Below are 12,744 nucleotides of genomic sequence, written 5' to 3' on the forward strand. Positions count from 1 at the left end.
ACCCGGGTCGGCGAGCTGCGCCTGCGGGTGAAGACGGCGCGGGAACAGCGTGCCCGGGCCGAGCGTGAGCTGGCCTGGGCCACGGCGGCGCTGTCGGATCTCGGGCCGGCGGCAGGCTGGTCCCCCGTGCGTGGACCGGGTGCCCGGATCGAGCTCGCGGACCGGACCGCCCCCGGGCCCTCGGCACCGTCGGCACCTCGTGCGTCAACGGCGCCTACCCCGCTGCGCCCGTTGACCGGGCCCGCCGGTCCCCACTCCGCACCGGCGTCCGGCTGGACCCGGATTCAAGATCGAGATCTTGCCGATCTCGTCAACGTGCTGTGGATCTCGGGTGCCGAGGCTGTCGCGGTCAACGGCGTCCGCCTGACGGCTCTCAGCGCTATCCGGGCGGCCGGTGATCTCATTCTCGTCGGATTCGTACCGGTGATCGCGCCGTACACCGTCGAAGCGGTGGGTGATCCGGACGATCTCGTGCGGCGTCTCGAGGAGTCCGCCGTGATCGACCGGCTGCGGCATCGTCCCGACTCACCGGTGACCTCCCTGTCGGTCGTCACCGTCAGAAACCTGACCCTGCCCGCGGCCGATCCCCAGGTGCTGCGGCATGCTCGACGGAGCGAATCATGATCGCCGTGGTAGCCCTTGCCCTGGGCGTGACGGCCGGCCTGGTGCTGGGCCCGACCGTCCCCGACTGGATGGATCCCTACCTCCCAGTCGCCGTGGTGGCCGCGGTGGACGCTGCTCTCGGCGGCGCGCGGGCCGTCGCGGAGAGGGTGTTCGACAACCGGGCGTTCATCGTCTCGTTCGTCTTCGACGTCGCGATCGCCGTCCTGATGGTGCTGCTCGGCGACCTGATCGGGTTCGGCGGCGCGTTGTCCACCGCGGTGGTCGTGGTGCTGGGCATCCGCATCTTCACCACCGCGACCGCGTTGCGCCAACATCTGATCAAGGTCTGACGATGGCGGTGACCTCGGCAGGCGACCCTTCGGAATCCGGGCCCGGACGGAAGTCCGCATCCGATCCGAAGCCCGATCCGAAGCCCGATCCGGTGCCGGTCTCCGATGCGCCGGTCTCCGATGCGCCGTCGGACCCGCCCACGTCGCCCGTCGTGGTCCCTGTCGCGTCGGAGCCGACGCCGAGCCCGGTTCCGGGGCACGTCCGGCCGGGTCGTTCCCGGACGCGGCCTGCCCTGAGCCTGGTCCTGCTCGCCGGTCTCGGTTTCGCCGTGGTCGCCGCGACCCGGTCCGCGCAGCCGTCCTTCGGACTCGCCACCGCGCGGCCGGACGAGCTCGCCGCGACCCTCGGTGCGATCGGCGCCGTCGACCGGTCCCTGGCAGCCCGGGAGCAGCAGCTCCGCCGGGAGGCGGAACCGATGATGCCGCCCGTGCCGACGTCGGTGCCGGCCCCGGCGGCCGGGCCGGACGAGGTGCGTCGCGAGGCCGACCGGCTGGCGATCCTCACCGGCATAGTGCCGGTCACCGGATCGGGGCTCGAACTGACGATCCAGGACCCTCACCGCGCGGTCGACGCCTCGATCCTCGTCGACGCCCTGCAGGAGCTACGGGACGCGGGCGCCGAGGCGATCGAGATCGCCGGGGTCCGAGCGGTCGTCTCGACCTACGTGGCCGACGAGCCCGGGCGGGGGTTGGTGGTCGACGGCACGTCGATCGCGCCGCCGTACGTGCTGCGGGTGGTGGGCGACGCCCACACGCTGGACCAGGCGATGCGGATCCCCGGCGGGGTGCTCGATACGGTAGCGGCACGGGACGGGGCGCAGGCGACCGTTCGGACCTCCGAGCACATCGAGATCCGTGCGCTGCGACCCGCTCCGAGTCCTCGCTACGCCCGTCCGGCCGGATAGGAGACCCCTGTTCCCCGGGCCAGCCGAGGAACGTGGTTCCTGGTGGAGTTCGCGGCGCGGCGCGGCACGGTATGGCGTCGGGCCGGGCGGCGCAGAGCGGTCCGCGCAGTGGTCAGAGCAAGGGGAGGCGATCTCCGGTGTACCCGGACGACCTGAAGTACACCCGTGAGCACGAATGGATCCGGCTCGACGGGAGCACGGCACGGGTCGGCATCACGTCCTACGCGCAGGAGGCGCTGGGCGACATCGTCTTTGTCTCTCTGCCCGACATCGGCTCCGCGGTCCAGGCCGGTGAGTCCTTCGGAGAGGTCGAGTCGACCAAGAGCGTGTCCGAGATCTACGCGCCGATCGCCGGAGAGGTGACGGCGCGCAACGAGGCACTTGCCGGTGCGCCGGAACTGATCAACTCTGATCCCTATGGGGAAGGCTGGCTCGTCGAGCTCACGGTCGCGGATGTCGCCGACGTCACCGGCCTACTGACCGCCGAAGAGTACGCGGAGCACGTGAAGGAAAACTGAGAGTATCTGGTTTGTGCTTCTGGTGGGTGGTGGGCCACGCCACGCCGAACAACACGGGTCGCACTCTTTTCACGACCGTGCCCGCGATGCACTAGCCTCGGAGTGCACCGGGGCACGATCGTGGACGACCCGACCGTCGCCATGTGATCATCCTGGTGATGGGGGTGGGCTGCGGACGTCTGGCTACCACCATCGCAGTGTTGGCAGAGACGTTCCCGCCGCCCGTCCGGTGGCGGCCGAAGCGGCTGGGGTACCCCGCCCGTGCGGGATCCCGGCAGGAAGCGGACGCGACTGTGTTCTGCACGAGGTGCGGACAGCAGAACCCGTCCGACGCGCTGTACTGCGCGCGGTGCGGGTCTCCTCTGGTACGTCCGGGTGAGCCCGTGGCGCCGGAGAGACCCGCGGAGCAAACGTCGACGCTGAACCTGGCGGCCGCGCTGTCCGGCATCGAGGGCGACCACGTCGACGAGTCGACCGAGCGGGACGCCGTGGCCGCCGTTGACGCGCTACCTCCCGGCTCGGCGTTGCTCGTCGTCAAGAGGGGGCCGAATGCGGGGAGTCGTTTTCTGTTGGACGCCGACATGACCACCGTCGGCCGCCATCCCGAGAGCGATATCTTCCTCGACGATGTGACCGTCTCCCGTCGGCATGCGGAGTTCCATCGCTCGCCGTACACCAAGGGCTTCTCGGTTCGCGACGTCGGGAGCCTGAACGGTACCTACCTCAACCGCGAGCGGATCGACTCGGCTGAGCTCACCAGCGGCGACGAGGTGCAGATCGGCAAGTTCCGGCTGGTGTTCCTGACTGGCGCGAGCTACGGGGGGTCAGCGGCACGGTGACGAGGAAGGACCCACGGTGAGCGGCGGCCTCGCCGCGGCATCGTCGGCCCCGCGTTCGGGCGCAACGCGCTCGGACCAGGCCGGACAGAACGCGAAGGTGCTCAACATCGGCCAGGTTCTCGACCGTCTGCGGGCGGACTTCGCCGACATCACCCTGTCGAAGATCCGTTATCTCGAGGCGGAGGGACTCGTCGAACCCGCCCGTACCAGCGCGAACTACCGCAAGTACTCGGTCGACGACGTTGCCCGGCTCCGTTACGTCCTGCACGCGCAGCGGGAGCGCTTTCTTCCGCTGCGCGTGATCAAGGAGGAGCTGGCGTCGCTCGACCGCGGTGAGACCCCGGTGCATCGGCCTGGACCCCGCGCGCTGCCCCCGCATCCGGCCCCTACCGGCCTGGACGCGTTCCTCGGGGCGGAACGGGTCAGAATGTCGCGCCGGGAGCTTCTCGCCGCCGCGGGGCTCGGCGACGAGGCCCTGACCGAGCTGGAACAGCACGGCCTGGTGGGTCCGATCGCCGGCGGCGGGTACTACGATTCCGACGCCCTGCTCGTCGCACGGACCGTGGCGCTGCTGGCCGGCCACGGCGTGCAGCCCCGGCATCTGCGGGCCGCCCGTACGGTGGCCGACCGTGAGGCTGGTCTCATCGAGGCCGCCGTCGCCCCGTTGCGGGGCCAGCGCGGTGGTGAGGGCTCGGGACGGCACGCCGAGACCGCCGATGAGCTGGCGGCGTTGCTGGTCCGCTTGCACGCGGCCCTGTTGCGCTCCCGGCTGGCGGCGGGACGATCGAGTTGAGACCAAGGTGAGGAGGCTGTCGGGGCTGCGCTCGGAGTGCCTTGCCGGACAGCCGAACCGGTGGGCGCGCTGACGCCGGACGGAAGCGGGGATACTGTCTCCCCTGTGGGGTTTTCTGGCTCCGGTCACAACATCCCGCCCCGCCCCACCTGCGAGGAGGTAGATCGGTGCATCGGCTGGACATCGTCGGCGTGCGAGTCGAGCTTCCGTCGAAGCAGCCGATCGTCCTGCTCAAGGAGGTGGGCGGTGAGCGGTATCTGCCTATCTGGATCGGTGCTGTCGAGGCGACGGCGATTGCCTTCGCCCAGGAGGGCATCACGACGGCTCGACCTATGACCCATGACCTGATGCGGGACGTGTTGCGTGCGCTGCAGACGGACCTGACCCGGGTAACCATCACCGACCTCCAGGACGGCGTCTTCTTCGCCACGCTCGTGTTCGGCAACGGGGTGGAGGTCTCCGCCCGGCCGTCCGACGCGATCGCGTTGGCGATGCGGATGGGAGCGCCGGTCTACGGGGTCGAGGCGGTTCTGGCCGAGGCCGGGATCACCGTTCCCGAGGAACAAGAACAGGAGAGCGAGCTGGAGAAGTTCCGGGAGTTCCTTGACACGATCTCCCCGGAGGATTTCAACACCCCCGACTCCTGAGGGTTCCCGGCTCCCGAGGCTTCCCAGCCCTTGGCGTGCCCGCCTGGGAGCAGGTCGGCCGCTGAGACTTTCAGCGAGCCGTGGCCGAGGTCGGCTGTGATCCACTGTGATCCACAGTGCGGGCAGTATCGGGGCGAGCTTCCGATTTGACCGATCTGTTGAATGACGTCCGCTGGACTCCAGACACGCCGGCTTAGATCATTGAAGGAACCGCGCGTCGCTCCTACGGTCGGGAGAGCCCGACCGTAGAGTTCGTGCCCCTGCCCGCGGTAGACGTGGCGGAACGGGCTCTCTCCGGCTCTGACCTTGCCGGGCCGTGGCAACGGCGTGATGTGCTCTGCCCGGTTCCGTGCCGACGGGTGGACGGGCGGTCCCGGATTACGGGCACAAGGGTGCCACGCCGCGGCCTCGCCGGCCGTCGGTGGTCGGGGAGTCGTGCGGTCGAGGTGATCGTGGCAGGCCGCACGACAGTGGAAACGGTTCGATCGGGCCGGGTGTCCGGGATGGCGGCGTCGGGTGACGTCGGCGGTCGGGACGGATCCGGAACGGTCCAGAGGATGGGGCTGGCATGGCGGCGAAGTGCGTACAGCGATGATCGAACAGGGCCAGCTCTTTCCGGATGAGATTCCCGAACCGCCGGGGGACGACGTCGGGTACCGGGGGCCGACGGCCTGCGCCGCGGCGGGCATCACCTACCGCCAGCTCGACTACTGGGCTCGGACCGCTCTGGTCGTCCCCAGCGTCCGCGACGCGTCCGGTTCCGGCAGCCAACGGCTGTACTCCTTTCGTGACGTCCTGGTGCTGCGCGTGGTCCGCAAGCTGCTTGAGGCCGGTGTGTCGCTGCAGAACATCCGGGTGGCGGTGGAACATCTGCGTACCCGCGGCGTGGACGACCTGGCGCAGCTCACCCTGATCAGCGACGGCTCCACCGTGTACGAGTGCACCTCGGACGATCAGGTTATCGATCTTGTCCGGGGTGGACAGGGCGTGTTCGCCATCGCCGTCGGCCGAGCCCTGCGCGACATGCGTGGCCAGCTGGCCGAACTGCCCTGCGAGCGGCCTGGTCATCCGCCGGCGACCCATCCCGGCGACGAGCTGGCCAGTCGTCGGACCCGGCGGAGCTCGGCCTAGCCCCCGCCCTTATTCGGTTCCGAACTGTCGGTGGTTCGTCGTACGGTCCGCCTCGTGACAGACAACCCGACGGTCCTCACCGAGGGCCTGCAGAAGAGCTACGGCGGCAAACGAGCGCTGGTGGGCCTGGACCTGCGGGTCGATGCCGGCACCGTGCACGGCGTGCTGGGGCCCAACGGAGCCGGCAAGACGACGGCGGTACGCATCCTGTCGACCCTGCTGCGCCCGGACGGCGGCCAGGCCAGGGTCCTCGGTCTGGACGTCGTCCGGCAGGCGGACGCGCTGCGTGCCCGGATCGGTCTGACCGGCCAGTACGCGGCGGTCGACGAGCGGCTCACCGGCCTGGAGAACCTGGAGATGTTCGGGCGGCTCTACCGTCTGCGCAGCCGCGTCGCGCGGGCCCGCGCGGTCGAGCTGCTCGAGCGGTTCGAGCTCGCCGAGTCGGCCGGTCGGCAGGCGCGTACCTACTCGGGCGGGATGCGGCGGCGGCTCGATCTCGCGGCCAGTCTGATTATCAACCCGGCGGTGCTGTTCCTCGACGAGCCGACCACCGGACTGGATCCCCGCAGCCGCTCGGCGATGTGGAGGGTGATCGCCGATCTGGTGCAGGACGGCACGACGGTCCTGCTCACGACGCAGTACCTGGAGGAGGCCGACCGGCTGGCCCACCGGATCTCGGTGGTCGACGGCGGCCGGGTCATCGCGCGGGGTACCCCGAACGAGCTGAAGTCGCAGGTTGGTGGCGACCGGCTGGACATCGTCGTCGGTGGTGACGCCGCCGAGGATGTCCAGGCCGCCCGGGCGGTGCTCGCCCGGTTCGGATCCGGCGCGGCGACGGCCGACGGGGAGACGCGTCGGGTCAGTGCGCCGGTACCGGGCGCGAGCGTGCTGTCCGATGTGGTCCGGGGTCTCGACGAGCTGGGGGTGCCGATCTCCGACGTCGCCCTGCACCGGCCGTCGCTGGACGACGTCTTCCTCGCCATGACCGGGCGCGCTTCGGCCGGCAGCGAGACGCCGCCCGCACGTGCGGGCGGCGACGGCCGTGGCGACACCGGCAACCCTGATGACCGGGACGACCGGGCCGATCGGGACGACCGGGATGACAAGGATGACAAGGATGACAAGGACATGGTGACCATATGAGCACCCTCGAGCTGACTCCGGCGGGGCGCGGGCGGCTGTCGTGGGCCGTCGCTGACGCGTGGGTGATGTGCCGGCGCAATCTGATCCAGACATGGCGGATACCCGAGCTCGTCATCTTCGCGACCATCCAGCCGGTCATGTTCGTCCTGCTGTTCACCTATGTCTTCGGTGGCGCGATCAACGTGGGTGACGGGGTCAAGTACGTGGACTACCTGATGCCGGGCATCTTCCTACAGACGGTGATCTTCGGGTCGATGTTGACCGGCGTGGGGCTGGCGGAGGACCGTCAGCGGGGCCTGATCGACCGGTTCCGTTCCCTTCCCATGAGCCGGTCGGCGCTGCTCACCGGCCGTACCCTGGCCGATCTCGCCCGCAACGTCTTCATCGTCGTGGTGATGCTTCTGGTAGGTCTGGCCGTGGGATTCCGGTTCGGGGAGACCACGGTGCCGGCGGCGCTGGCCGGGTTCGGGCTGATGCTGTTGTTCTCGTACGCCTTCTCCTGGCTGTCCGCCGTCATCGGGCTGTCGGTGAGTAGCGCGGAGGCGGCGCAGTCGGCGGGATTCATCTGGATTTTCCCGCTGGTCTTCGCCAGCTCGGCCTTCGCCCGGGTGGAGACCATGCCGGGCTGGCTGCAGGCGTTCGCCCGGCATCAGCCGGTGACGGTGACCGTCGACGCCGTGCGGGCGTTGTTCCTCGGCGGTCCGGTCGTCTCCGTCCTCCTGCAGTCCCTCGCCTGGTGTCTGGGTCTGTTGGTGGTGTTCGGGCCGTTCGCCGCGCGCGTGTACCGGCGGTCGGCCTCGCGCTGACCGGCGGGCCCGACCGCCGGACGCGGGCCGTACCCGATGTCGCCGAGGCGCGGCTCATGGTCAGGTGCGGCCCTCGGTCTCCTGGGCGTTGCCCAGCGTCGCCTCGTAGGCGAGCCATTCGGCCCGCAGGACCGGCCAGCCGTCGGCGCGCAGCAGGTCCACCACGGCGGGGTCGTCGTCGACCACGACGGCGACCCGACGGCCGGCGCCGAGCTCGCGAAGTTCGGCGCGTTTGAACACCCGAGCCGGCCGACGGTCGGAGTCCGGACGCATCCGCAGCTCACCCGGCGGCAGATCCTGCTCGGTCAGCCAGCGCCGCGTCGCCTCTCTGGAACGCTCCGGCCGGCCGGTCAGCCATACCACCTCGTGGTCTCGGGCCAGTTTGCGGGCCAGTTCCACCCCTTCGGCCAGGGGGGGATCGGCGGGCGCCGCTGCGAAGAACGCCTCCCAGTCGCTGGGACTGGCGCGCAGGAAGCGCAATCGGTGTCGGACGTCGGCCACTACCCCGTCGACGTCGATGACGGCGAGCGGTCGCTGTTTCGCCGCCGTACCTGCCGTACCTGCCGTCTCCGTGCGGCCCGCCGTGTCAGCCGTGTCAGCCGCGTCCGTCACCGACGTTCCCTTTCCACCTGCTCATCGCCGACCTTCGCCCCTTCGATCGGTGCGCTGGCTTACCTGACCGGGACGGTTGCCCCGACGGATCATTGAACACGCGCGGCGCCGTTGATTTGGTGCCGGTCGGGGGTGGCCCGCTCGGGTGGTCCCGGCGTCGCCGTCGTCCGGAACGGCCAGGCGGCGGGTGGTTGTACCGATAACGTCGCCGATGTCGTCGCATGCTTTCGTCCGGCGATGTCCCTGTGTCCAGACCGTCGCGCCGGCAGGCCAGTTCGGCCGGTCGGCGCGTTCTGGGATGTTTGCTCCGTCGGACGTGTCATGGTCGTCGGGGGGCTCGACGCCGAGCACGGCAACACACAGTGTGGGGAGGTCGACGTGTCGGGTACCCGGCGGGCGCGCACGCTCGTGGCCGGCATCCAGTCCTCGCTGGGGGCGGCACTGGCGCTCGCCGACCGGCTGGATGAGCAGGCGGACCGGATCGAGACCGAGGTGGGCTCCGGTGCTTCCGGGAAGGCCGGTGCCTCGGGGAAGGCCGGTGGCCCCGGTGAGTCCGGTGCGGGGCGGCTCGACGTCGCCGGGGAGCTCGCCCGGGCCGCCGTGATCGCCCGTTCCCGGGCGCGTGGATTCGCCGGCGCGTCCTGGGCGGCGCCCGACTGGCGGCACGGCCCCTTCGGTGTCGCCCCGGTCGGCGACCGAGCTCGTTTCCGGCCCGCTCTGTGGCAGGTCGGTCAGGTCATCGTGCCGCCCGACGATCCCACGGCGCAGCACCGGACGGTGCCACTGGCCATCCCGCTGCTGGACGGCCTGAACCTGCGGATCGAGACGACCCGGTCCAGCCGGCCCGCCGCGGTCGACCTCGTGCGTGGCCTGCTGACCCGCGTCCTCGCCGCGGCGCCGGCCGGGTGGGTCCGACTCGTCGTCTACGATCCCCACGAGTTCGGTGCCGGGCTCGCCGGCTTTGCGCCGCTGCGTGCCGCCGGTGTGGCCACCCCCACGCTCACGACGCGGGCCCGGCTTGAGGAGGTCCTCGCGGAGCTGTCGGCGGAGGTGGGAAGAATCACCGTGGACCGGCTCGGTGGCCGGTTCGACTCGTTGCGGGAGCGGGAGGAGGCTGGGCTTCCGCGTTCGGAGCCCTGGCGCGTCCTGGTGCTGCTTGGTGAGCCCCGGCTGCACGACGAGGGCGCGCGGGCGCTCGCCGCCATCGCGGCCCAGGGCCCGTCCTGCGGGGTGGTGGTGATCTCCATCGTGGAGGTCCGGCCGCCCGGCGTGGAGCCGGTCCTGGGCGGCTCGCGGGACGGTCCCGATGCGCTGACGCCGCTGGATCCCGACGTCAGCGGTCTGGGAGCCGACGAGGACGGGGACTCGGTGACGGAACCCCTGCCGAGGTCGGTGGTGTTCACCGCGGTCGAGCTCCTCGCCGATCGGCCGGGATGGCTCGGGGCCGCCGCGGGAGGCTGGCGCACGTCGCTGACCGGTCTGCTGCGGGTCGAGCTGGACCCGCCGCCGCACTCCATGTTGGTCGCCGCGGTCGCGGCTCAGGTCGCCGCGGCGGCCACCCGGGAGGCCGCCCGGCCGCCGGCCATCAGCGACATGCTGCCCCGCGGCCTGTGGGAGTTCGACAGCGCCGCCGGGGTGGGTGTCGAGGTGGCGCAGGGCCCCGACGGGCCGGTGGGGTTCACCTTCGACGACGACACCGTGCACGCCCTCGTCGGCGGCCAGGCCGGGTCGGGCAAGTCGACGTTGCTCCTCGACGTGATCTACGGGATCGCCGCGCGTTACGGGCCCGACCAGGTCCGCTTCCATCTGCTCGACTTCAAGGAGGGGCTGGAGTTCGCCCAGTTTGCCGCCGGTCCGACGGACCCGTTCTACCTGCCGCACGCCGACACCGTCGGCATCGAGAGCGACCGCGAGTTCGGCGTCGCGGTGCTGCGGGCGGTCCGTGAACAGATGCGCCGCCGCGCCGTGGCGATGCGCGCGGTCGGCGCCCGCGACCTGCGAGGCCTGCGGGCGGCCGACCGGAGCTCGGCCTGGCCGCGGATCATCGTCGTGGTCGACGAGTTCCAGGTGATGCTCACCCCGATGGACTCGGTGGCGCGGGAGGCCGTCGCGCACCTGGAGGTCCTGGCCCGCCAGGGCCGCGCCTACGGGGTCCATCTGCTGCTCGCCAGTCAGACGCTGTCCGGTATCGACGCGCTTGACGCCACCGCCGGGAAGCGTGGTTCGATCTTCGGGCAGTTCGCGTTGCGCGTGGCGCTGCGTACCTCGATCTCGGAGTCACGGGTCCTGCTGTCCACGGCGAACGAGGCTGCCGGCGCGCTCTCGGGCGTCGGGGAGGCTATCGTCAACCGGCGCAACGGCCATCCTGCGGGCAACGAACTCGTCCGGGTCGCCTTCCCGGATCCGGCGGCGATAGGCGTGCTGCGTGGGCGGCTGGCGGCCACGACCGCCCGCAGTGTGCCGAATGCGAGGCCCCCGCGGGTCTTTGCTGGTCACGCCCCCGCGGTTCTTGACGACAACCCGATCTACCAGGCGTTGGACGGGCGTCCGGCGCCGACAGCCGTCGAGGCGGTTGCGGCCGAAGCGATCATCGGCGACGGTGGCGAAACCGGTCCGAGCCTGCTGGCGGGCGGTGCGTCGCCGGGGCGTGCTTGCGGTTCCGGGAGCGGCTCAGGGGACGGTGCCGAGAACGATGTCGATCCCCTCGCGCTGGTCGGCGTGCCCCTGGACCTCGCGCCGCCCGCGGTCGGGGTACGGCTCGCCGCGCTGCCCGGCCGGCATCTCGCCGTGCTCGGTCCGCTGCGTCGGGAGGCGGTCGGCATCCTGCAGGCGGCGGCGGCCAGCGTCGCCGCGCAGGTCCCGGCCGGTGGACTCGTGGTCGAGATCATCGTCGCGGAGCCGATGGCGCTCGCCGCCGCGGAGGTGCTCGCGGCGCGCGTACGCCGGGCCGGGCATCCCGTTCGGGTCGCCGATGTCACCGGCCTGCGGTCAGTGCTGGCCGGTGCCGCCGACGAGACCCGTGCCCGGGAGGAGTCCGCACTCACCGGCAGCGTGGGCCCGGTCGCGCCGCCGCTGCGGCTCGTCGTCGTCTTTGCGATGGACGCCGGCCGGGCCGGGCTGGAGGCGCGTGACCCGGTGACCCGTCGCACCGGACTGGACGACCTGCGCACGCTCACCCGCCGGGGACCGGCGCAGCGCGTGCACCTGCTGGGCTGGTGGCGGGGAGTGTCCCGGCTGGCCGAGGACCTCGGTCCGGGTAACCGGGACGACATCGCCGCGTGGGTGGCGGCCGGGGTACCCGGCAGCGACCTGTTCGTCCTGGCCGGACACCGGTCGGTGGCCGGTGGGACCATGCCGAATCGGGCGGTCCTGTTCGACCGGCACGTCCAGGCCGAACCGCGCACCGTGGTGCCGTTCGCGCCGTTGGATCAGGGGTAGTCCGATGCGGACCGACGACGGGGCGGGAAGCGACGGCGACGTGGCGGGTGTCGGCGATGTGGCGGCTGTCGGCGACGTGGGGATCGACGGCCGAGCAGGCGCCGGGAGAGGACGGAACGGGATCGTGGCTGGATCTGTGCCGGTGGATGCGTCCGATCTCGCCGACCTGTTCGGCGACGCGGGCCTTGGCGACCCGGATCTTGACGATCCGGCCAAGGCTGCGATGCAGTACCGGCGCCTGCTCGGTGCGTCCGACGAGGCCCGGGCCCGGGCCGGCCGCGACGCCCGCGACCGACGGCAGGACGGCCGGGCGGCCGCGCGTCGGCACCGGGACGCCGCCCAGGACATCCGGGCCAGGGTCCGCAGTGTCTGGGACCAGGTCGCCGAGCCCCTCGCCCAGTATGGGCTCACCGAGCTCGACCAGCTGCGCTCGGCGGCCGGCGACACCTCGGCCGAAGCGGCTGCCGCCGTCCCGCGGGTCGGCCTGGCGAAGAAGGGGACGGCTAATCGCGGCCTCTACCGCGACGGGGGCGGGTACGTCCCGGCCGAACCGGGCGATCGGCGGGGCCGATCATTGGCACAGGCCGGGCGGGAGGCCGACCGCACGGGACGGGGGCTCGCGCGGCAGCGGCACCGGTCGGATGGCCTGCCGCTGGGGGCGGGCCGGGCTGCGCGGGATGGCCGCGCCGGCGGCCCGCACGAGCCGTCCGCCGCGCAGGTGGACCCGCGGACCGCGCCGCGCCAGGCATACGAGCTCTGCCTGGACGCGATGAGCAAGGCCGCCGAGCTGCGGGCCGTCTCCAAGGGCACCGGCCCGGCGTCGGCCGGGCTGCTGACCGCCCTCGCCTGCCTGCTCATCCTCGGGATCGTCGGACTTCTGCGGGCTTTCGTCGCCGCGCCCGCGCTGCCATGCCTGGTCGGGTCGACAGTGGCCGCCGCCGTCCTGGTCGCCCTCGGGG

13 protein-coding genes are annotated in these 12,744 nt (G+C 71.7%); 12 read left to right on the top strand and 1 reads right to left on the bottom strand.

Features of this window, described 5'->3' with window-relative positions; genetic code table 11:
• The 10 genes from AC08ON_RS06470 to AC08ON_RS06515 form a co-directional block, all read left to right on the top strand.
• The coding region (locus AC08ON_RS06470) for a DUF881 domain-containing protein (protein ID WP_476616629.1) at positions 1–624 on the top strand (624 nt) is incomplete at its 5' end.
• Positions 621–953, top strand: coding sequence for a DUF1290 domain-containing protein (locus AC08ON_RS06475; RefSeq protein WP_476606985.1), 333 nt, complete (start codon positions 621–623; stop codon positions 951–953). The genes AC08ON_RS06470 and AC08ON_RS06475, both read left to right, overlap by 4 nt.
• Before the next feature lie 152 nt (positions 954–1,105).
• A complete protein-coding gene (locus AC08ON_RS06480; RefSeq protein WP_476606984.1) occupies positions 1,106–1,858 on the top strand; it encodes a DUF881 domain-containing protein in 753 nt (250 codons plus the stop codon).
• 137 nt (positions 1,859–1,995) lie between these two features.
• Positions 1,996–2,376 (top strand): glycine cleavage system protein GcvH, encoded by a 381-nt coding sequence (gene gcvH / locus AC08ON_RS06485; RefSeq protein WP_476606983.1) that lies wholly within the window; start codon positions 1,996–1,998, stop codon positions 2,374–2,376.
• Positions 2,377–2,669: 293 nt separating this feature from the next.
• Complete coding sequence (locus tag AC08ON_RS06490; RefSeq protein WP_009739506.1) at positions 2,670–3,215, top strand: FHA domain-containing protein; 546 nt, start codon at positions 2,670–2,672, stop codon at positions 3,213–3,215.
• Positions 3,216–3,231: 16 nt separating this feature from the next.
• Positions 3,232–4,008 carry a transcriptional regulator FtsR gene (ftsR, locus tag AC08ON_RS06495; protein WP_011435910.1) on the top strand — a complete coding sequence of 259 codons (777 nt, stop codon included), beginning with the start codon at positions 3,232–3,234 and terminating at the stop codon, positions 4,006–4,008.
• A gap of 167 nt (positions 4,009–4,175) precedes the next feature.
• Positions 4,176–4,655: a bifunctional nuclease family protein gene (locus AC08ON_RS06500; protein WP_476606982.1), complete on the top strand. Its 480-nt coding sequence runs from the start codon at positions 4,176–4,178 to the stop codon at positions 4,653–4,655.
• A gap of 591 nt (positions 4,656–5,246) precedes the next feature.
• Complete coding sequence (locus AC08ON_RS06505) at positions 5,247–5,786, top strand: MerR family transcriptional regulator (protein WP_035958339.1); 540 nt, start codon at positions 5,247–5,249, stop codon at positions 5,784–5,786.
• Between the two features lie 54 nt (positions 5,787–5,840).
• Entirely contained in the window at positions 5,841–6,929 is a 1,089-nt protein-coding gene (locus AC08ON_RS06510; RefSeq protein WP_476606981.1) for an ATP-binding cassette domain-containing protein, read from the top strand.
• Entirely contained in the window at positions 6,926–7,735 is an 810-nt protein-coding gene (locus AC08ON_RS06515) for an ABC transporter permease (RefSeq protein WP_476606980.1), read from the top strand. Before AC08ON_RS06510 ends, AC08ON_RS06515 begins: the two co-directional genes overlap by 4 nt.
• 60 nt (positions 7,736–7,795) lie before the next feature.
• On the opposite strand, the gene AC08ON_RS06520 is transcribed toward AC08ON_RS06515, so the two are convergent.
• Positions 7,796–8,347, bottom strand: coding sequence for a phosphatase domain-containing protein (locus AC08ON_RS06520; RefSeq protein ID WP_476606979.1), 552 nt, complete (start codon positions 8,345–8,347; stop codon positions 7,796–7,798).
• 321 nt (positions 8,348–8,668) lie between these two features.
• Here AC08ON_RS06520 and AC08ON_RS06525 point away from each other — a divergent pair, with 321 nt between their 5' ends.
• The gene (locus AC08ON_RS06525) at positions 8,669–11,785 is read left to right on the top strand and encodes an FtsK/SpoIIIE domain-containing protein (protein ID WP_476616630.1); all 3,117 of its coding nucleotides are present in this window, start codon (positions 8,669–8,671) and stop codon (positions 11,783–11,785) included.
• A gap of 142 nt (positions 11,786–11,927) precedes the next feature.
• Positions 11,928–12,744, top strand: an 817-nt coding sequence (locus AC08ON_RS06530) for a hypothetical protein (protein WP_476616631.1), incomplete at its 3' end; no start/stop codon positions are given.

The sequence above is a fragment of the Frankia sp. CoWAU3 genome, assembly GCF_977971855.1.